Source organism: uncultured Parvibaculum sp. (assembly GCF_963975745.1).
In the GTDB taxonomy this organism is placed as follows: Bacteria; Pseudomonadota; Alphaproteobacteria; order Parvibaculales; family Parvibaculaceae; genus Parvibaculum.
Genome location: NZ_CAXBIB010000021.1, coordinates 1 through 17,534, shown reverse-complemented (window position 1 = coordinate 17,534; position 17,534 = coordinate 1). Strand labels below are relative to the sequence as shown.

The following is a 17,534-nucleotide window of genomic DNA, read 5'->3' as shown; positions in this document are numbered from 1 at the left end:
TGCCGCTCCCCGTCGCGCGCCTATCTGTTGTCGAGCTGTGCCCGGACCGCGTGCAACCCGTCGCGTGTGATGCGATAGGGGCTACCGTCGCGCGAAGCGATCAGGCCGCGTCGACGCAAACGGCGAAAGGTCGCCAATGAGCAGTCGCTCAGAACCCAGCCCTCGCGCGTGACGCAGATGACGGTACGGATCTTTCCTTTTTCATCTTTCTCGACGCGGATCGTACCACCGCGCGCCAGCGCATGGAGCGTGCGCTGCTCGAATTTCGAGACATTCATCGGAAGACACCTGGAGAAAAGCCAAAGCGGGACAGGCGGCACGGCCGGCACAGGCAATCGCGCTGCGCGGGCGGCGGCCCGTCTTTTCAAATGGCCCGTCCGAGAGGGGAATCCCGTCTCAGCGGCCGCGCTTTTCTCCGGCTACAGACATCAACGCTCCATCGTGCGTGGTGCATCATCTCTAGCCGACGGACGCGCGGCCCGTCAATTCGTATGGCTGGTGCTGGCGGCGGCGCTGCTCGTTTTCGCAACGCTGTTGCCGTCGGGCGACGCGCATGCCGAACAACATGAAGTCGCGGGCGGGATGGTTGCCTGGCCGGTCCATGAAATGGAACGGGCGCTCGATTTCCTGATCGAGAGACGGATGGCGGAGCTCGATGTGCGCGGCGTCTCGGTCGCCGTTGTGGCCGATGGGCGGCTCGTCTTCGAGCGCGGCTATGGCGTGGCCGATATCGGCGGCGATATTGCGGTCAGCGAATATACGCTGTTCGAGGCCGCATCGCTCGGCAAGCCTATTGCGGCCTATGGCGCGATGTTGCTGGCGCGGGAAGGGAAGCTTGCGCTCGACGCACCGCTGGCCGAGGCATTCGATACGCCCTGGCTCGCCAATGCCGGGGACGGCGCGGCGGTGACCCCGCGCCACGTGCTGACGCACCGCTCGGGCCTTTCCAACGATCTGCGCTTCGGATCGCGCCGTGCCCGTTTCGAGCCCGGCACACGTTTTTCCTATTCGGGCGTCGGCTACATGTATCTGGCCGACGCGATGTCCCGGATCGAGGAAACCGGTTTCGAGCGGCTGATGCGCGAACGCATCTTCGCGCCGCTCGGCATGCACTCCTCGGGCTATACGGTGCCGGAAGCGCTGGTCGACACGGTGGCTCGGCCGCATGTGCCACTCTGGATGCCGATCCTGGCGCTTGTCGGGCCGACGCTCTGTTTCCTTGCCATCCTTGCCTTTCTGACGCTGCTCGTCGTGCGCTTCGGTTTCGAACGGTTGCGCGTGCGGCCGGTCGAGTTTCTGCCGGCGATCCTGCTGTCTCCCTTGCTGGCCGGCGGGCTGGTCTTCCTGACATTCGGCTTCTGGGTGCTGCTTTTCAGTCTCGGCTATCTTCTGGTCTGGCTCGCCGCGCTCGCCTTTGTCGCCTTCACGCTGCAATATCTGCGCGTGGTGCTCGATCAGGGCCGTGGCGATCGGGTCATCTCGCGCGGTCGCGTCAGGCGCCACGGCCTCGAACCGGGCATGATCGGCATCGCCTTTGTCGCCAGCCTCCTCTTCATGTTCTGGCAGGTGCCGGGGCCGATGCGCGACGGCAACGACCTCAATGCGGCGTCGTCGCTACGTTCGAGCGCGCATGATCTCGGATTGTTCATGGCGGGCTTCATCGACGGCGCGGTAATCGGACCGGAATGGCGTGCCCGCATGATTGCCGAGCGCGTCGAGATCGGCACGCGGGATGGCAGCCGTATCGGTTGGGGTCTCGGTTTCGGTACGCGCGAAACGGCAACCAGCCTCACCGCATGGCAATGGGGCTCGAATGTCGGCTCGAAAAGCCTGATGGTGATCGAACCGGCCCGGCGTGCCGGCGTGGTCGTGCTGACCAATGCCGAGAGCGGCGACCGGCTGGCCCAGGACGTTGCCGGGCATGTGCTGGGTATCTACGGACCGTGGCGCCTGCCCTGAGGCGGCGCCGGACTTCGGAAGCGAGACGGGTCATGGAGAAATTCGAGAAGATCCTCGCCCGCGCCGCGAAGCGCCATGGCGGCGCGGCGGCGGTCGAGAGCGGCCTCTCAAAGCCGAAAAGCACAGCGGCGCTCAAGCGGATTCCGGATGATCGCTGGCTGGCCGGCATGACGCGTGCGGTCTTCCAGGCGGGTTTCGTCTGGAAGATCATCGAAAACAAATGGCCGGGTTTCGAGGAGGCCTTTGACGGTTTCGACCCGCATCGCATCGCCTTCTATTCCGACGAGAAGATCGGGAAGCTTGCCAGCGACGCGCGGATCGTGCGCAACGGGCAGAAGATCGTGGCAACGCGCGACAATGCACGCTTCATCGTCGAACTGGCGAAAGATCACGGCTCGGCCGGTGCCTTCTTTGCCGGGTCGAAGCCCGAACAATTCGTCGAGCTGCTCGACATCCTCAAGAAGCGCGGCAACCGGCTGTCCGGTGCCTCGGCGCAGTTCTTCCTGCGTCAGATGGGCGTCGATGGCTGGATCCTGTCGCCGTCGGTCGTGGCCGCGCTGGTCAATGCCGGCGTGGTCGACAAGGCGCCGACCTCGCGCAAGGCAATGGAGGCGGTGCAGGTCGCCTTCACGCAATGGCGCAAGGAGAGCGGCCGTTCGCTGACCGAAATCAGCCGGACGCTGGCACTGTCGGCGGACGGGTGATCCCTAGCCGGCCTTCTTCGCCGCTTCGATTGCTTTCATGATCAGTTCGCGGGCGATCTCGGGGCCTTCCCAGCCTGCGACCTTCACCCATTTTCCTTCCTCGAGATCCTTGTAGTGCTCGAAGAAATGGGTAATGCGCTTGATCAGGATGTCCGGCATGTCGCGGTAGCTCTGGACGTTCCTGTAATAGGGATTGAGCTTTTCGACCGGCACGGCCAGGATCTTCTCGTCCTGTCCGGCCTCGTCATGCATCATCAGCACACCGATGGGTCGCGAGCGGATGACGGCACCGGGCACGACCGGGATGCGGCTCACCACCAGCACGTCGACCGGATCGCCATCCTCCGACAGCGTGTGCGGCACGAAGCCGTAATTGCACGGATACTGCATTGCCGTGTGCATGAAGCGGTCGACGAAGAGCGTGCCCGACTCCTTGTCCATCTCGTATTTCACCGGATGGCCGCCATGCGGCACCTCGATAATGACATTGATGTCGTCGGGCGGATTGCTGCCGATCGGAATGGCGTCGATACGCATCTACTTCGCGGTCCTGTTGTTGCGTGCGGCCAGCAGCCGCAGGCGCAGCGCGTTCAGTTTGATGAAGCCGGCCGCGTCCTTCTGGTTATAGGCACCGGCATCGTCCTCGAAGGTCACGTGCGCCATCGAATAGAGCGACCAGGGCGAGGACCGGCCGACCACCGTGGCCATGCCCTTGTAGAGTTTGACGCGCACGCTGCCAGTCACCATCTCCTGGCTCTTGTCGATCAGCGCCTGCAGCATTTCGCGCTCCGGGCTCCACCAGAAGCCGTTATAGATCAGCTCCGCATAGCGCGGCATCAGCTCGTCTTTCAGATGCGCGGCGCCGCGATCCAGCGTGATCGATTCCATGCCGCGATGGGCGGCCAGCAACACCGTGCCGCCCGGCGTTTCGTAGATGCCGCGCGACTTCATGCCGACGAAACGATTTTCCACCAGGTCGAGCCGGCCGATCCCGTTGGCACCGCCCAGTTCGTTGAGCTTCGTCAGCAACGTTGCCGGCGACATCTTGACGCCGTCGATCGAAACGGCATCGCCCTTTTCGAATCCGATTTCGATATAGGTCGGACGGTCGGGTGCTTCCTCCGGCGAAACGCTGCGGCTGTAGACATATTCCGGCGCCTCGTCGGCCGGGTCTTCCAGCACCTTTCCCTCGGCCGAGATATGCAGCAGGTTTGCATCGACCGAGAAGGGCGCTTCGCCGCGCTTGTCCTTGGCGATCGGAATCTGGTTCTTCTCGGCGAATTCGATCAGCCGCGTGCGCGAGGTCAGGTCCCATTCGCGCCAGGGCGCGATCACCTTGATCTCCGGGTTGAGCGCATAATAGCCGAGTTCGAAACGCACCTGGTCGTTGCCCTTGCCGGTGGCGCCGTGGCAAACGGCGTCGGCGCCGGTTTCGCGCGCGATCTCGATCTGGCGCTTGGCGATCAGCGGCCGCGCGATCGAGGTGCCGAGCAGGTAGACGCCCTCATAGAGCGCATTGGCGCGGAACATCGGGAAGACATAGTCGCGGACGAAGGTCTCGCGGAGATCCTCGATATAGATTTCCTTGATGCCGAGCATTTCGGCCTTCTTCCGTGCCGGCTCCAGCTCCTCGCCCTGGCCGAGATCCGCGGTGAAGGTCACCACTTCGCAGCCATAGGTTTCCTGCAGCCATTTCAGGATGATCGAGGTGTCGAGGCCGCCCGAATAGGCCAGCACCACCTTCTTGACGTCTTTTGTCGCGCCGCTCATCGCTTTTCCCTCAAGCCGGTCGATTTTGCGGCGCATCATAGGCAAATCGGACCGGGCGGCAAGGGGCGGGGGACGCGGCGTCATTCGGGCGCGACGGGCCGGCGAATGACTGCCATAATCGCCCGCGAAACGCCATTTTTCGGGGGAGTCCCATGGATTCGTCGCTCATCCTGCTCATCGTGCTGGGGCTCATCGTCGCCGGCGGCTATGGCTGGTATGTCAGCCTGATCACGCGCCGCAACGCGGTTCGCGAGGCGATGGGCTCGATCGACGTCCAGCTCCGCAAGCGTTTCGACCTGCTGCCCAACATCGTGGCGCTGGCGCAGAAATTCATGACGCATGAGAAGGAATTGCTCGGCGAATTGACCGCGCTCCGGGCCCAGGTCGAGGCACCCTATGCGAAGGACGATCCGGCCGCAGCCGGTGCGCATCTCGATGCCTCGAAGAAGCTCGAAGCCGGCATGATGCGGTTCTTCGCGGTGGCCGAGAACTATCCCGAGCTTCGCTCCGCCGAAACCATCACCACCGCCCAGCACAGCTTCGAGGAAGTCGAGGGCAATATCGCGGCGGCGCGGCGCTTCTACAATTCGGCGGTGACGCGTCTCAACAATGCGGTCGAGATATTCCCGGGCTCGATCATCGCGAACCTTGCCAATGTGAAGAGTTTTCCCTTCTACGAGGTCGAGGACGCGGCGGCGCGCCAGCCGGTCGACGTCAACAAGCTGATGTCGTGACGGCGCCATGCCGGCCGCCGATGCCACATCCGGGTTCGACGCGTTTTTCGCCCGCGAGATCGCGCCGTGGATCGCGGAGAAGGAGGTCGAGCGCCGTGCCGTCTTCCGCCGCACGGTGTGGCGCGCCGCTCCGATCATCGGCACCGGCCTCGTCGCGTTCGCCGTTTCCGCGCAGGCGATCGAAGGCGAGGACATGCGCGGATTTGCGCTTTTTGCCAGCGTCGCGATCATGGTGGCCGGCGCGGCGATGTTCGGATCGGTGCTGCTCTGGGGGCGCAAGTTTGCCGAAGAACTGTCCGCGAAGATCTTCGGCCATTTCGGCTATGCCTATTCGCCCGACGTGCCGGCCGATTTCCTGGAGCCCTTCAATCGCTGCCACCTGCTGCCCGGCTACAGCCGCAAATCGCTGGAGGACCATGTGCGCGGCGAGGCCGGCGGCGTTCCCTTCGAGCTTGCCGAAGCCTTTCTCGAGCGCAAGGTACGGCGCGACAAGCGCGACGAATATGATCTCGTTTTTCGCGGGATTGTCGCGCGCTACCGCTTCCCGAAGCGTTTTTCGGGCCGCACCGTTCTGCGCGCCGACCAGGGGTTGCTGAACGCGCTGGGTCATTCGGGCGTTTCCGGCGAGCGGGTGCGGCTTGAAGATCCGCGCTTCGAGAAATTGTTCGAGGTCTTTTCGAGCGATCAGGTCGAGGCGCGCTACCTGCTGACGCCGGCTTTCATGGAACGGATGACGGCTCTCGCGGAGACGACCGCTGCGCCGTTGCAGGCCGCCTTCGAGGGCGGCGAGCTGCTGATCGCCATCGACGGGCGGCGGGGCTATTTCGCGCAACCCTCGCCGTGGCGCGATCTCGGGCGCGGCGATCACATCCGCGCCTTTGTCGAGGATATCGAGCTGATCGGCGACATCGCCGCCACACTCAAGCTCGACACGCAGACGGCCGTTTGAGTTTTAGCAACGGCTCTTGCGCAAGTCCGGCCTTCTTCCCACCTGTTGGCGGGCGATCATCGACGGACGAAAGGGGCGGTCATGCAGGTCGAGTTCTGGTACGAGTTTGCGAGCACCTATTCATATCCGGCTGCGATGTGCGTCGAGCGCGCAGCGGCGGAAGCGGGCGTCGATCTTGTCTGGCGCCCCTTCCTTCTGGGCCCCATTTTCGGCGCGCAGGGCTGGAACGACAGTCCCTTCAACATCTATCCGGCCAAAGGCAAGTATATGTGGCGCGACATGGCGCGGATCTGCGCGGCGCAAGGCCTCACACTGAAGGCGCCGGTGCGCTTCCCGCAGAACGGGTTAAAGGCGGCGCGGCTGGCGCTGCTCGGGCAGGACGAGCCATGGGGCCCGGCTTTCACGCGCCGCGTCTATCTCGCAAACTTTGCCGAACAGAAAGACATCTCCGACGAGGGCGTGCTTGCCGGAATTCTCTCCGCGCTCGGTCTCGATGCGGCGGCACTCACGGTGCGCGCGAACGAACCCGCCAACAAGGAGCGGCTCAAGGCGCAGACCGACGAAGCGATCGCGAAGGGCATTTTCGGTGCGCCTTCATTCGTTGTCGGCGACGAGCTCTTCTGGGGCAATGACCGCCTTGAAGCAGCGCTCGACTGGGCGAAGCGCTAACGGGGCCAATCCGCGAAAAAAGCCGGGACCATTCGCGCGCCGGGTTGCATGTGGTGGTTGCGCTTCCGATCTAAGCGCCAACCTCATGCCGCAGGAGATTTTCATGACCGAGATCGTTTTCCATTCGCAACCCCTCAGCGTCTATCTCTGGACGGCCTCGCTGGTCGCAGCGGAAAAGGGTGTCTCCTGGTCGGTCAATCCGGTCGAGGTCGGCAGCGACGCGCATCGTGCGCTCCATCCGTTTGCCAAGTCGCCGGTGCTGCAGCATGGGCAGACCTATGTCTACGAGACGCTCGCCATCGCGCATTACATCGATCGCGCCTTTAACGGGCCGGCGCTTCAACCGGTGGATGCGCTGGGTCAGGCGCAGGTGCTGCGCTGGGCGAGCCTCGTCAACGCCTGTATATTCCCGACACTGACCAACGGTATCGCCAAGGAGCGCCTGCTGGTGCCGATGCAGGGCGGCACGACCGACGAGGCGCGCGTTGCCCAGGCCGCGAAAGACATGGCGATGCAGCTCGGCGTCGTCACGCGCGATCTCGAGGCGCATGCGTTTCTTGCCGGCGACGCCGTTTCGATCGCGGATTGCTTCCTTGCCCCGCATCTCCAGTTCGTCTCGATGACGCCGGAAGGAACGGCGCTTCTTGAGGCCGCTCCGAAAGTCGCCACATGGCTCGATGCGATGCGCGCCCGGCCGAGCTTCGCCGCGGCGGATCAATTCGCGCGCCGCGCGGCGTGAGTTATTTGAAGTGTTCCGGCAGGTCGGCTTCGGGGATCAGCAAATCGTCTTCGATTTCGAGCCAGACCTCCTCGATCATTTCGGCGCGGCCTTCCCGTTGCGGCGTCGAGTGCTTCGCCGAATAGTCGCTGAAGGCCTTGTCGCGCGCTTCCTTCGAGGGCCAGCGCGCATAGGCGACGAAGTCGCCGTTTTCTGCCCGGTGCAGCCGCGAGCCGCCGCCGCCATGGTCGCGCATGATGTCGATGGTGATGTCGTGCCAGCGGCGCCTGAAGTCCGTCTCGTTCTCAGGCGCCACGCGCCAGCGATAGATGGCGGCTTTCATGGAGGAAATCTCCTCGTCGTCAGGCCCGCGCTTCCCTGATCCGCTCGCTGGCGCGCTGCTTCACCGTCTCGCTCTTCAACTGTCCGCAGGCCGCCATGATGTCGCGGCCGCGCGGCGTGCGCACCGGGCTTGCATAGCCGGCGCGGTTGACGACGTCGGCGAATTTCTCGATCTGCTCCCAGTCGGAACATTCGTAAGGTGAACCCGGCCAGGGATTGAAGGGGATCAGGTTGATCTTCGCCGGGATGTGCTTCAGCAGCCGCACCAGCGCCTTCGCATCTTCAAGGCTGTCGTTGACGCCCTTCAACATCACATATTCAAAGGTGATGCGACGTGCATTGGAGACGCCGGGATAGTTGCGGCAGGCCTCCAGCAATTCCTTGATCGGATATTTCTTGTTCAAGGGCACCAGCCTGTTGCGCGTCTCATCGTTCACCGCATGCAGCGAGATCGCCAGCATGCAGCCGATTTCGGCGCCCGCCTTTTCGATCATCGGCACCACACCGCTGGTCGACAGCGTGATGCGGCGCTTCGACAGCGAGAGGCCTTCGCCGTCCGACACCACTTCCAGCGCGTCGCGCACATTGTCGAAGTTGTAAAGCGGCTCGCCCATGCCCATCAGGACGATATTGGTGATCAGGCGGTCCTCGGAGTTGCGGCCGCCATCCGGCCATTCGCCCAGCGCATCGCGGGCAATCAGGATCTGGCCGACGATTTCGCCGGCGGTGAGATTTCGCACCAGCTTCTGCGTGCCGGTGTGGCAGAAGCTGCAGGTCAGGGTGCAGCCCACTTGCGAGGAGACGCAGAGCGTGCCGCGTCCTTCTTCCGGAATATAGACCGTCTCGATTTCAGGACCCGACACACCCGGCCGGTCGGCGGGCAGGCGCAGCAGCCATTTGCGCGTGCCGTCGACCGATTTCTGTTCGGTGACGATCTCGAGCCGCGAAAGGTCGAAAGCCTCGTTGAGCTTTCCGCGCAATTCCTTCGACAGCGTCGTCATGCCCTCGAAGCTGGTCAGCCCGCGATGATAGATGCCGTTCCAGATCTGCCCGGCACGCATGCGGCACTGGCTTTCGGGAATGCCGAATGCCTTCAATGCTTCGGCAAGCTGCGGCCGCGTCAGCCCGACAAGCCGCGTTCGCGCCGCCGCCGTCCGGGCGGGCGCGGGCGTCCGATTTTCATGCGCGATGTCGAGGCTCGTCATGGCCGCTTCATATCACAGACGGCATGACGGGGGCCACTGGCCCCCGTTTTCCGCAGGAATCCGGCGTTTGTCCGCCTATTTGCAGGTCTCGTCGATCTTCTTCAGCGCGGCCGCAGAGCCTTTCAGCGAATAGGTGTCGGTGGTCAGCGTGTCGCGCGAGGAGGTGCCCTTGATCTCCATCGAGCTGCCGGCCTTCAGCGCCTGCACCATCTTGCCCTCTTCCGATGGGTTTTCGAGCCAGGCCCAGTATTGATGCTCGCCGCCTTCCTTGGTGCCGTTGAACATCTGGAACTTGTCCGAGCCGATGGTGGCGAAGGGGCGGCTGGTGGTCTTGAAGATATAACCGGCGCGCATGCTGATCTCGTTGCGCGTGTTGCGGCCCGGACGGTGCGTCACCATGAAATAGACGTCGCCGCGATTGGCGCCGGCCGGCAGCATCCTTGTCGGCGCGCTCATCGCATAGCACATGCGCTCGCTGCCCGAACCATAGCTGTAGGCCGACCAGTCGTCATATTTGCCCAGCAGCTTCGGGGCGTCCTGCGCGGCGGCGAGGCCGGCGGTGCCGAAGCTCAGCAGCAGGGCCGACACGGCCAGGGCGGCGGCGCGGGCGAAGCTCGTGGAAAGGCGCGGGCGTCTTGGCATGATCTCTTCAACTCGTTGCTTGCGCTTGTTATCCGGGATCGGGCGGCGATGCGCCTGACCATAACGGCCCATGGCCCCGATTTCCAGATATGCCGCCCGGAAAATGGGGCGAATTCCGGCCGGCGGGGTCGGGCGGGCCGGCCCGGAAACTTACCGATTCTTGTGGCGGAACCATGGCAAGGGGCCGGCGGCGGCGTCAATCTGGCGAATGCGGCCCCGCTCGTGCTAAGGGAGAGGCATCGCCATTTCCGGCAAATGCCCAACCGACCAAGATCAGGGGGAGACGATCATGAAAGCCGTGCTGTGCAAGGAATACGGCCCGCCCGAAAGCCTCGTCATCGAGGAGGTGCCGACGCCCCAGCCCGGCAAGGGCCAGGTCCTGCTCGAGGTCCATGCGGCGGCGGTCAATTTCCCCGATGTGCTGATCATCGAGAACAAGTACCAGTTCAAGCCGCCGCTGCCCTTCTCGCCGGGCGGCGAGGTTGCCGGCAAGGTGATCAAGCTGGGCGAGGGCGTCTCGAAGGTGAAGGTCGGCGACCGCGTCATCGGGTCGTGCGGCTGGGGCGGTTTCGCCGAGGAGATCGCGCTTGACGAGGCCCGCGTGACGCCGATCCCCGACGAGATGGATTTCGTCACGGCCTCGGCCTTCCTGATGACCTATGGCACCTCGCATCACGCGCTGAAGGACCGGGCCCAGATCAAGCCGGGCGAAACGCTGCTGGTGCTGGGGGCGGCGGGCGGCGTCGGGCTTGCCGCCGTCGAGCTCGGCAAGGCGATGGGCGCGCGCGTCATCGCGGCCGCCTCGTCGGAGGACAAGCTGCAGGTCTGCCGCGAGCACGGCGCCGACGAGACGCTGCTCTATCCGGCCGGCGCGCTCGACCGCGACGCACAGAAGGCGCTGACCGACCAGATCAAGGCGCTGACCGGCGGCAATGGCGCCGATGTCGTCTACGACCCGGTCGGCGGCGATTATTCGGAAGCCGCGCTTCGCGCCACCAACTGGGAAGGCCGTTTCCTGGTGGTCGGCTTTGCCGCCGGGCCGATCCCGAAGATCCCGCTCAATCTGGCGCTGCTGAAGGGTTGCCAGATCGTCGGCGTGTTCTGGGGCGCCTTCACCGGGCGCGAGCCGAAGCGGCATCAGGAGAACCTCAAGGAGCTGATGGCCTGGTTCAAGGCCGGCAAGCTGAAGCCGCATGTCTCGCGGCAATACAGGTTCGAAGAGGCGGCCGAGGCGCTCAACGACATGGCCGCGCGCAAGGTCAAGGGCAAGATCGTCCTGGTGCCGTCGCGCTAGGCGGCACCGGCCGGGGGGCGGACGAGATGACAGGGCGGGACGCGCCATGAAGCGCATGCTGATCACGCTGGGCGTCGTCGCCGGCATCGGCACCCTCGCGCTTTTCGCCTTTCTGATCTATGTGCTGCTGGCGTCGGGCGATCCCGGCTACTGGGAGGCCGAGATCGCCGCCTTCGAGCGCCGCGACGTCTCCAACCCGCCGCCGGCCGGTGCCGTGCTGTTCGTCGGCGGGCGCGATATCCGGCTCTGGCCGGAACTCGCCGCCGACATGGCGCCGGTGCCGGTCATCCAGCGCGGCTTCGGCGGGGCGCAGATCGCCCATATCAGCCATTACATGGCGCGCATCATCCTGCCCTATCATCCGCGCGCCATCGTCGTGATGGCCGGCGAGGCCGATCTCGCCGATGTCCATGGCCGGCGGCCCGAAGACGTGCTCGACGATTTCCGCACCCTGGCGCTGTCGCTGCGCGCCGAAGGCGTCGCGGCGCCGATCTGGTTCGTCTCGATCCGGCCGCAGCCGGCGCGCCAGGAACGCTGGTACGGCGCGCAGCGCGCCAATGCGCTGATCGCCGATTTCGTCGCCGGCCAGCGCGGCATGTATTTCATCGATGCCGCAAGCCCGATGCTCGACGAGACCGGCCGCATCCGCGACGGCCTCTATCGCTGGGACGGGCTGACGCTCAATGAACGCGGCTATGCGCTGCTTGCCGAGGCGATCCGGCCGGCGCTGATCGGTGCCGGCTATGGCGGCTTGCGCTCGACACGCTAGATCTCAGGACAAACGGAACCCCAGGGAGGGCCGCATGGCCGAAACGCTTTCACGCGAAACCGCTGCCGGAAAACTCGAAGGCAGCTACGATCCGAAATTCAAATCCGTCGTCGATGCCTTTGTCGAGAACTTCGAGCGCCGCGACGAGGTCGGCGCCAATGTCGCGCTGACGCTCGAAGGCAGGACGGTGGTCGACATCTGGGGCGGCCGGAAAGAGCGCGACGGCGATCCCTGGGAGAAGGACACGGTCTCGATCGTCTTTTCCTGCACCAAGGGCGCGACCGCCTTGTGCGCGCATATGCTGGCCGACAGGGGCAAGCTCGATCTCGACGCGAAGGTCGGCCAGTACTGGCCCGAATATGCGCAGAACGGCAAGGAAGAGACGCTGGTCTCGATGATGCTCGATCATTCGGCCGGCCAGCCGCATCTGCGCACCAAACTGAAGGACGGCGCCTATTACGATTACGACTACATGGTGAAGCTGCTCGAGGCGGAGACACCGTTCTGGCAGCCGGGCACGCGCAACGGCTATCACGGCGTCAGCTTCGCCTGGACGGTCGGCGAACTGGTGCATCGCGCCGGCGGCAAGCGCACGGGGCGTTTCTTCGCCGACGAGGTCGCCGGCCCGCTCGGTCTCGATTTCTGGATCGGCCTGCCCGAAGAGATCGAACCGCGCGTCGCGCCGATGATCTTCGCCGAACCGGATCCGGCAGCCGCCAGTTCGAAATTCACGCAGGCGGTGCTCACCGATCCCGACAGCCCGGCGCATCTCTTTCTGCTCAACAATGGCGGTGCCAATTTCAATTCGCGCGCGGCCCATGCCGCCGAGATCGGTTCGGCCAATGGCATCACCAATGGCCGCGGTCTGGCCGGCATGTACCAGCCGCTGGCCAATGGCGGCGGCAAGCTGGTCGGGCCGGACACGCTGGCCCGCATGGGCCGCGTCGCCATGGCAACGCATGAAGACGCGACGCTGCTGATCCCCTCGCGCTTCGCGCTCGGCTTCATGAAGTCGATGGACAATCGCAAGGTGCCCGATGCGCCGAATTCGAGCTGCCTTCTCGGCGATACGGCTTTCGGTCATGTCGGCATGGGCGGCTCGATCGGCTTTGCCGATCCGGAAGCGCGATTGAGCTTCGGCTACAACATGAACCGCATGGGGGCGGGCATCCTCTTGAACGAGCGCGGTCAGGCGCTGGTCGACGCGGCCTATAGCGCGCTCGGCTATCGTTCCAATGCGAGCGGAGTCTGGACGATGTGATCAGCCGGCTTCGGCGTCTTCGGCCGGCGGCAGGTGCAGCGCCTTGCGCGCGGCCTGGCGGTGGCGCGGCATGATGTGGCTCGACACCAGGCCGATCGCGGCCATCAGCACGGCCGCATCGTCGGTGAAGCCGAAAGCGGCGACGAGATCGGGAATGAGATCGACCGGCGTCACGAAATAGGCCAGCGCCGCCAGCAGCGTCGCCTTGACGCGCATCGGCGTTTTCGGATCGCGGGCACAGAACCAGGCGGCGGCCGCTTCCTCGGCAAAGGGCAGCCTGCCGGCAAAGCGCGCCATTTTCGGCCAGAAACCATCGCGCACGGTCCGTTCGTTGCGCGCGATGACGGCCGGCAATTGATGGACCGGGTCCAGCGGCGCGCCGGGGCTTCCTTGCGATGTCGTCATGGCCGTTTCCGCCGTTCTCTCTTCCCCGCTTCCCGGCAAAAGATGGGCGTTCGGCCGGGCCCATGCAAGCGGCGCGGACGTAGCGTCAGGGCCGCACCGCGCATCGGCGCCGCGGATTCAAGGAATTTCGGGGATTTTTGGCTCGCAACAGTGCCGACAAATTTGTAAAACCGGCGCCAATCGGGCACCGCGCAGGCATGGCGCGTCCCGGAAGACCGTTCATCAAGGGAGACGACCCATGAAACTCGATTCCGGCATCAGCGCCATCATCACCGGCGGTGCCTCGGGCCTCGGCGCCGCGACCGCGCGCCGCCTCGCGAAAGAAGGCGTCAAGATCGGCATCTTCGATCTGCAGGAAGACAAGGGCGAGGCGCTGGCCAGGGAACTTGGCGGCGTCTTCGCCAAGGTCAACGTCACCGACGAAGCGAGCGTCGATGCCGGCTTCGAAAAGGTCCGCGCCGCCATCGGCCAGGAACGCATCCTGGTCAACTGCGCCGGCACCGGCAATGCGGTCAAGACCGCGTCGCGCAACAAGGAGACGGGCAAGCCCGAGCACTTCCCGCTCGACAAGTTCAACCTGATCATCCAGATCAATCTCGTCGGCACCTTCCGCTGCATCGCCAAGTCGGCAGCCGGCATGCTGACGCTCGATCCGCTCGCCGATGGCGACCGCGGCGCCATCGTCAACACCGGCTCGGTCGCCGCGCAGGACGGCCAGATCGGCCAGGCGGCCTATTCGGCGTCCAAGGCCGGCGTCGTCGGCATGACGCTCCCCATCGCGCGCGACCTTTCCCGCGAAGGCATCCGCGTCAACACCATCCTGCCCGGTATCTTCGACACGCCGCTCTTGGCCGGCGCGCCGGAAAAGGTGCGCCAGGCGCTCGGCGCCCAGGTACCGTTCCCGGCCCGTCTCGGCAATCCGGAAGAATATGCCTCGCTCGCCTGCGAAATGATCCGCAACGGCTACTTCAACGGCGAAACCGTCCGTCTCGACGGCGCGATTCGCATGGCGCCGCGCTAAACCTTTTCCAATTTCTGGAAAACGAAAGCCCCGGTGGAAACACCGGGGCTTTTTGTTGGGCAAAAACAAGATCCTCATAGCGAGGAGCGCAAGCGACGACGCGATCCAGCACTCAGCTGGCACTTGACGTCGGTAGCACCCAGTGCTACATATAAAACATGGCCGATACCGGGAAATCCGCGCGGATTTTCAAAACTGCCTGGTTCGGCAAGGCGGCGCGGAAAGCGCGTATCACCGATGACGAACTCTGCGAGGCCATTCAGGAAGTCATGAAAGGCCAGGCCGACGATCTCGGCGGCGGCGTATTCAAGAAGCGGCTGAACAGGAACATGCACCGGAGCCTCATTCTTGCGAAGGGTGGCCGGTACTGGATCTACGCCTATCTGTTCGCGAAGAAGGATCGCGGCAATATCGATGAGGGCGAACTAGGCGACTTTCGCACTCTCGCCAAAAACTACGCCCAGTTGAGCGAACAACAGCTCGCCGGGCTTTTGAAGGACGAAGACCTGAAGGAGATATGTCATGGCAACGCGAAATAGGTTCAAGAGCGATATTTCCGAGGCCATCCACTCATCGGCTTCGGCCTTGCACAAGGTCGGTGCGATCGACAAGGAGACCATGCGCGATTTCGATGCACGGCATCTGGCCGTGCCGCCTGCGATCGAGCCGGCTGAAATCAAACGGCTCCGCGAGCGCAATCATGTCAGCCAGCCCGTCTTTGCCCGTTATCTCAACACCAGCGAAAGCACGATCGAGAAGTGGGAGACGGGCGCCAAGAAGCCCAGTGGCATGGCGCTCAAGTTGTTGTCGATTGTTCAGAAGCACGGCTTGAAGGCGCTCGCCTGATGGCCGGATTGCCGGGCGCGATTTTTCCGAGATGCCAGGCCCCGGCGGCAACGCCGGGGCTTTTTGTTTCACGGCAGATCCGTCGAGCCCGTGATCAGCCGCACGCCGCGCTGGAAGCTGAGATAGGCCCACATCCAGTGCAGCATCACCATCAGGCGGTTCCTGAAGCCGATCAGGAAGAAGATATGCGCCGCGCCCCAGGTCAGCCAGGCGATGAACCCGGTGAGCCGCACCCGGCCGAAATCGATCACGGCGCTCTTGCGGCCGATGGTGGCGAGATTGCCCTGGTGGCGGTAGCGGAAGGGCGCCGGCGTTTCGCCTTTCATCCTTGTACGGATCGAACGTGCCACATAGGCGCCCATCTGCTTGGCCGCCGGCGCGATGCCCGGCACGAACATCCCGTCCTTCCAGCTGACGGCCGCCGTGTCGCCGATGACGAAGACATGGGGGTCGCCCGGCAGTGTGAGATCGGCTTCGACGGCGACACGGCCCGCCCGGTCTCCGGCAACTCCGAGCCACACCGCGGCAGGCGAGGCCTCGACACCGGCCGCCCATATGATCGTCCGCGTGCCGATCCGCTCGTCGCCAAGCTCGACTCCGGCGCGCGTACAAAGCGTCGCAGGCCTGCCGGTCAGGACCTCGACGCCCATGCGCACAAGAGACCGCTGCGCGACGGCCGACAGCGCATCCGGAAAGGACGGCAGGATGCGCGGCCCCGCTTCCAGCAGCACGACCCGCGCCGACGCCGGATCGATATGGTGGAAGTCGGCGGCCAGCGCCTTCTTCGCCAGCTCGATGATCGCGCCCGCCATTTCGACGCCGGTCGGGCCGCCGCCGACGATCACGAAGGTCAGCAGCGCGCGGCGCTTCTCGGCGTCGGACTCTGTTTCGGCCCGTTCGAAGGCCAGCAGGATGCGCCGCCGGATTTCGGTCGCATCGTCGATGGTCTTCAGCCCCGGCGCCACCGGCTCCCAGTCGTCATGGCCGAAATAGGCGTGGCGCGCACCCGTCGCGACCACCAGATGGTCGTAGGGTACGCGACGGCCGTCGTCGAGCAGGACCAGCCTTTCGCCGCGCTCGATCGTATCGACGCTGCCCAGCAGCACCGCGCAATTCTCCTGATCGCGCAGGATCGAGCGGATCGGTACCGCGATGTCGGCGGGCGACAGCGTCGCCGTCGCGACCTGGTAGAGCAGCGGCTGGAACAGGTGATAGTTCTGCCGGTCGATGATGGTGATGTCGACGGGCGCGCCGGACAGGTCCTTCGCGGCAATCAGGCCGCCGAAGCCCGCGCCCAGGACGACGACGCGCGGGCGGGCGCCGGGAGAGGGGGGCATGGCGCGCGCTCCTACTTCTTCGCCGTCTTGCCGGCCTTGCCGGCCCATTTGTCCATCAGCGCGGCCAGCTTCACGTCCTTTTCCGAGAGCCCGCCCGCATCATGCGTGGTCAGGATCACGTCGAGGCGGTTATAGACATTCGCCCATTCGGGATGATGGTCCATCTTCTCGGCGACAAGCGCCACCCGCGTCATGAAGCCGAAGGCCTCGTTGAAATCCTTGAACCGGTAGGCCTTCTCGATGGCGTCGCGGCCCTTGACCCTGGTCCAGCCCTTCAGCCCCGCCAGCGCCTTCTCCCGTGCCTTTCCCGTCAGTCGTTCCGTCATGGCCGCCTCTCCGATGTCCGGTGAAATTTGCAGCGCCAGCCTCGCCCGCCTAATCTGCCCGCGCAAGAGGGGAGACAAGCGATGGACTGGAAAGGCGTGCGCGCGCCGACGCTGGAAGAGTTCGAGCAACTGGCCGATCTGGCCTTTGCCGGCCTGCCCGAAGGCTTTCGCGCGCGCTGCGAGGGGCTCGTCATCCGCGTCGAGGACTTCCCCGACGACGAGGTTGCGGCCGAAATGGAACTCGAAAGCCCGTTCGACCTGCTCGGCCTCTATCAGGGCATTTCCCATGTCGACCGCTCGGTGATGGAGCCGGCGCATCTGCCCGACATGGTGTTCCTCTACCGCCGCCCGATGCTCGACTACTGGGCCGAATATGACGAGCCGCTCGATCATCTGATCACGCATGTACTGGTGCACGAGATCGGCCATCACATGGGTCTGTCCGACGAGGACATGCACGCGATCGAGGAAGCGGCGGGGACGTGAGGCCGCTGGTTGTTCGGTCTGGTTCCGATTGTCTGAACACAGGTGTCACCCCGGCGAAAGCCGGGGTGTGGATTCACATTTGAAGTGCAACAGTTGG

At 64.6% G+C, this 17,534-nt stretch carries 22 protein-coding genes; 13 read left to right on the top strand and 9 right to left on the bottom strand.

Features of this window, described 5'->3' with window-relative positions:
• Positions 1–20 precede the first annotated feature (20 nt).
• On the bottom strand, positions 21–278 hold the full coding sequence (locus tag AAC071_RS14705; protein WP_339833911.1) for a YjhX family toxin: 258 nt from the start codon (positions 276–278) through the stop codon (positions 21–23).
• Between the two features lie 163 nt (positions 279–441).
• Here AAC071_RS14705 and AAC071_RS14700 point away from each other — a divergent pair, with 163 nt between their 5' ends.
• Positions 442–1,959 carry a serine hydrolase gene (locus AAC071_RS14700; protein ID WP_339833907.1) on the top strand — a complete coding sequence of 506 codons (1,518 nt, stop codon included), beginning with the start codon at positions 442–444 and terminating at the stop codon, positions 1,957–1,959.
• 32 nt (positions 1,960–1,991) lie between these two features.
• Positions 1,992–2,663, top strand: a complete 672-nt coding sequence (locus tag AAC071_RS14695; RefSeq protein ID WP_339833904.1) for a DNA-3-methyladenine glycosylase I — start codon at positions 1,992–1,994, stop codon at positions 2,661–2,663.
• 3 nt (positions 2,664–2,666) lie between these two features.
• On the opposite strand, the gene ppa is transcribed toward AAC071_RS14695, so the two are convergent.
• Positions 2,667–3,200 (bottom strand): inorganic diphosphatase, encoded by a 534-nt coding sequence (gene ppa / locus AAC071_RS14690; RefSeq protein ID WP_339833901.1) that lies wholly within the window; start codon positions 3,198–3,200, stop codon positions 2,667–2,669.
• The gene (locus AAC071_RS14685; RefSeq protein WP_339833898.1) at positions 3,201–4,433 is read right to left on the bottom strand and encodes an argininosuccinate synthase; all 1,233 of its coding nucleotides are present in this window, start codon (positions 4,431–4,433) and stop codon (positions 3,201–3,203) included.
• A 152-nt stretch (positions 4,434–4,585) separates the two neighbouring features.
• On the opposite strand from AAC071_RS14685, the gene AAC071_RS14680 reads away from it, so the two are divergent.
• From AAC071_RS14680 to AAC071_RS14665, 4 genes are all read left to right on the top strand, one after another.
• Entirely contained in the window at positions 4,586–5,167 is a 582-nt protein-coding gene (locus AAC071_RS14680; RefSeq protein ID WP_339833895.1) for a LemA family protein, read from the top strand.
• Positions 5,168–5,174: 7 nt separating this feature from the next.
• Positions 5,175–6,116 carry a DUF3137 domain-containing protein gene (locus tag AAC071_RS14675; RefSeq protein ID WP_339833892.1) on the top strand — a complete coding sequence of 314 codons (942 nt, stop codon included), beginning with the start codon at positions 5,175–5,177 and terminating at the stop codon, positions 6,114–6,116.
• Positions 6,117–6,197: 81 nt separating this feature from the next.
• Positions 6,198–6,785, top strand: a complete 588-nt coding sequence (locus AAC071_RS14670) for a 2-hydroxychromene-2-carboxylate isomerase (RefSeq protein WP_339833889.1) — start codon at positions 6,198–6,200, stop codon at positions 6,783–6,785.
• A 103-nt stretch (positions 6,786–6,888) separates the two neighbouring features.
• On the top strand, positions 6,889–7,524 hold the full coding sequence (locus AAC071_RS14665) for a glutathione S-transferase family protein (RefSeq protein ID WP_339833887.1): 636 nt from the start codon (positions 6,889–6,891) through the stop codon (positions 7,522–7,524).
• 1 nt (position 7,525) lies between these two features.
• On the opposite strand, the gene AAC071_RS14660 is transcribed toward AAC071_RS14665, so the two are convergent.
• The 3 genes from AAC071_RS14660 to AAC071_RS14650 form a co-directional block, all read right to left on the bottom strand.
• Entirely contained in the window at positions 7,526–7,846 is a 321-nt protein-coding gene (locus tag AAC071_RS14660; RefSeq protein WP_339833885.1) for a hypothetical protein, read from the bottom strand.
• Positions 7,847–7,865: 19 nt separating this feature from the next.
• A complete protein-coding gene (rlmN, locus tag AAC071_RS14655; RefSeq protein WP_339833882.1) occupies positions 7,866–9,050 on the bottom strand; it encodes a 23S rRNA (adenine(2503)-C(2))-methyltransferase RlmN in 1,185 nt (394 codons plus the stop codon).
• A gap of 75 nt (positions 9,051–9,125) precedes the next feature.
• Positions 9,126–9,764 (bottom strand): hypothetical protein, encoded by a 639-nt coding sequence (locus tag AAC071_RS14650; RefSeq protein WP_339833879.1) that lies wholly within the window; start codon positions 9,762–9,764, stop codon positions 9,126–9,128.
• 217 nt (positions 9,765–9,981) lie between these two features.
• On the opposite strand from AAC071_RS14650, the gene AAC071_RS14645 reads away from it, so the two are divergent.
• From AAC071_RS14645 to AAC071_RS14635, 3 genes are read left to right on the top strand one after another with little or no spacing between them, the layout of a single operon-like run.
• Positions 9,982–10,986: an NADPH:quinone oxidoreductase family protein gene (locus AAC071_RS14645; protein WP_339833876.1), complete on the top strand. Its 1,005-nt coding sequence runs from the start codon at positions 9,982–9,984 to the stop codon at positions 10,984–10,986.
• Positions 10,987–11,032: 46 nt separating this feature from the next.
• The gene (locus AAC071_RS14640; protein WP_339833873.1) at positions 11,033–11,755 is read left to right on the top strand and encodes a GDSL-type esterase/lipase family protein; all 723 of its coding nucleotides are present in this window, start codon (positions 11,033–11,035) and stop codon (positions 11,753–11,755) included.
• 34 nt (positions 11,756–11,789) lie between these two features.
• Positions 11,790–13,016 carry a serine hydrolase domain-containing protein gene (locus tag AAC071_RS14635; protein ID WP_339833870.1) on the top strand — a complete coding sequence of 409 codons (1,227 nt, stop codon included), beginning with the start codon at positions 11,790–11,792 and terminating at the stop codon, positions 13,014–13,016.
• On the opposite strand, the gene AAC071_RS14630 is transcribed toward AAC071_RS14635, so the two are convergent.
• Positions 13,017–13,421: a YkvA family protein gene (locus AAC071_RS14630; protein ID WP_339833867.1), complete on the bottom strand. Its 405-nt coding sequence runs from the start codon at positions 13,419–13,421 to the stop codon at positions 13,017–13,019.
• 238 nt (positions 13,422–13,659) lie between these two features.
• Between AAC071_RS14630 and AAC071_RS14625 the strand changes: the two genes are divergently transcribed.
• The 3 genes from AAC071_RS14625 (at position 13,660) to AAC071_RS14615 (ending at position 15,288) form a co-directional block, all read left to right on the top strand.
• Positions 13,660–14,442: an SDR family NAD(P)-dependent oxidoreductase gene (locus AAC071_RS14625; protein WP_339833865.1), complete on the top strand. Its 783-nt coding sequence runs from the start codon at positions 13,660–13,662 to the stop codon at positions 14,440–14,442.
• Between the two features lie 158 nt (positions 14,443–14,600).
• A complete protein-coding gene (locus AAC071_RS14620; protein ID WP_339833863.1) occupies positions 14,601–14,981 on the top strand; it encodes a type II toxin-antitoxin system RelE/ParE family toxin in 381 nt (126 codons plus the stop codon).
• Positions 14,965–15,288 (top strand): DNA-binding transcriptional regulator, encoded by a 324-nt coding sequence (locus tag AAC071_RS14615; RefSeq protein ID WP_339833861.1) that lies wholly within the window; start codon positions 14,965–14,967, stop codon positions 15,286–15,288. Before AAC071_RS14620 ends, AAC071_RS14615 begins: the two co-directional genes overlap by 17 nt.
• Before the next feature lie 68 nt (positions 15,289–15,356).
• Here the strand turns inward: AAC071_RS14615 and AAC071_RS14610 are convergent, their stop codons facing one another.
• Positions 15,357–16,625: an NAD(P)/FAD-dependent oxidoreductase gene (locus tag AAC071_RS14610; RefSeq protein ID WP_339833858.1), complete on the bottom strand. Its 1,269-nt coding sequence runs from the start codon at positions 16,623–16,625 to the stop codon at positions 15,357–15,359.
• Between the two features lie 11 nt (positions 16,626–16,636).
• Positions 16,637–16,951 (bottom strand): 4a-hydroxytetrahydrobiopterin dehydratase, encoded by a 315-nt coding sequence (locus AAC071_RS14605; RefSeq protein ID WP_339833856.1) that lies wholly within the window; start codon positions 16,949–16,951, stop codon positions 16,637–16,639.
• An 81-nt stretch (positions 16,952–17,032) separates the two neighbouring features.
• Between AAC071_RS14605 and AAC071_RS14600 the strand changes: the two genes are divergently transcribed.
• Positions 17,033–17,437, top strand: coding sequence for a metallopeptidase family protein (locus tag AAC071_RS14600; protein WP_339833854.1), 405 nt, complete (start codon positions 17,033–17,035; stop codon positions 17,435–17,437).
• Positions 17,438–17,534: the final 97 nt, after the last annotated feature.

Excerpts from the sequence above, each read along its gene's own strand:
- AAC071_RS14665 (WP_339833887.1), top strand. The coding sequence starts at position 6,889 with ATGACCGAGATCGTTTTCCATTCGCAACCCCTCAGCGTCTATCTCTGG.
- ppa (WP_339833901.1), bottom strand. The coding sequence starts at position 3,200 with ATGCGTATCGACGCCATTCCGATCGGCAGCAATCCGCCCGACGACATC.
- AAC071_RS14635 (WP_339833870.1), top strand. The coding sequence starts at position 11,790 with ATGGCCGAAACGCTTTCACGCGAAACCGCTGCCGGAAAACTCGAAGGC.
- AAC071_RS14610 (WP_339833858.1), bottom strand. The coding sequence starts at position 16,625 with ATGCCCCCCTCTCCCGGCGCCCGCCCGCGCGTCGTCGTCCTGGGCGCG.
- AAC071_RS14705 (WP_339833911.1), bottom strand. The coding sequence starts at position 278 with ATGAATGTCTCGAAATTCGAGCAGCGCACGCTCCATGCGCTGGCGCGC.
- AAC071_RS14605 (WP_339833856.1), bottom strand. The coding sequence starts at position 16,951 with ATGACGGAACGACTGACGGGAAAGGCACGGGAGAAGGCGCTGGCGGGG.
- AAC071_RS14695 (WP_339833904.1), top strand. The coding sequence starts at position 1,992 with ATGGAGAAATTCGAGAAGATCCTCGCCCGCGCCGCGAAGCGCCATGGC.
- AAC071_RS14620 (WP_339833863.1), top strand. The coding sequence starts at position 14,601 with ATGGCCGATACCGGGAAATCCGCGCGGATTTTCAAAACTGCCTGGTTC.
- AAC071_RS14615 (WP_339833861.1), top strand. The coding sequence starts at position 14,965 with ATGGCAACGCGAAATAGGTTCAAGAGCGATATTTCCGAGGCCATCCAC.
- AAC071_RS14685 (WP_339833898.1), bottom strand. The coding sequence starts at position 4,433 with ATGAGCGGCGCGACAAAAGACGTCAAGAAGGTGGTGCTGGCCTATTCG.
- AAC071_RS14680 (WP_339833895.1), top strand. The coding sequence starts at position 4,586 with ATGGATTCGTCGCTCATCCTGCTCATCGTGCTGGGGCTCATCGTCGCC.
- AAC071_RS14640 (WP_339833873.1), top strand. The coding sequence starts at position 11,033 with ATGAAGCGCATGCTGATCACGCTGGGCGTCGTCGCCGGCATCGGCACC.
- AAC071_RS14645 (WP_339833876.1), top strand. The coding sequence starts at position 9,982 with ATGAAAGCCGTGCTGTGCAAGGAATACGGCCCGCCCGAAAGCCTCGTC.
- AAC071_RS14600 (WP_339833854.1), top strand. The coding sequence starts at position 17,033 with ATGGACTGGAAAGGCGTGCGCGCGCCGACGCTGGAAGAGTTCGAGCAA.
- AAC071_RS14630 (WP_339833867.1), bottom strand. The coding sequence starts at position 13,421 with ATGACGACATCGCAAGGAAGCCCCGGCGCGCCGCTGGACCCGGTCCAT.
- AAC071_RS14675 (WP_339833892.1), top strand. The coding sequence starts at position 5,175 with ATGCCGGCCGCCGATGCCACATCCGGGTTCGACGCGTTTTTCGCCCGC.
- AAC071_RS14625 (WP_339833865.1), top strand. The coding sequence starts at position 13,660 with ATGAAACTCGATTCCGGCATCAGCGCCATCATCACCGGCGGTGCCTCG.
- AAC071_RS14660 (WP_339833885.1), bottom strand. The coding sequence starts at position 7,846 with ATGAAAGCCGCCATCTATCGCTGGCGCGTGGCGCCTGAGAACGAGACG.
- AAC071_RS14650 (WP_339833879.1), bottom strand. The coding sequence starts at position 9,764 with ATGGGCCGTTATGGTCAGGCGCATCGCCGCCCGATCCCGGATAACAAG.
- AAC071_RS14670 (WP_339833889.1), top strand. The coding sequence starts at position 6,198 with ATGCAGGTCGAGTTCTGGTACGAGTTTGCGAGCACCTATTCATATCCG.
- rlmN (WP_339833882.1), bottom strand. The coding sequence starts at position 9,050 with ATGACGAGCCTCGACATCGCGCATGAAAATCGGACGCCCGCGCCCGCC.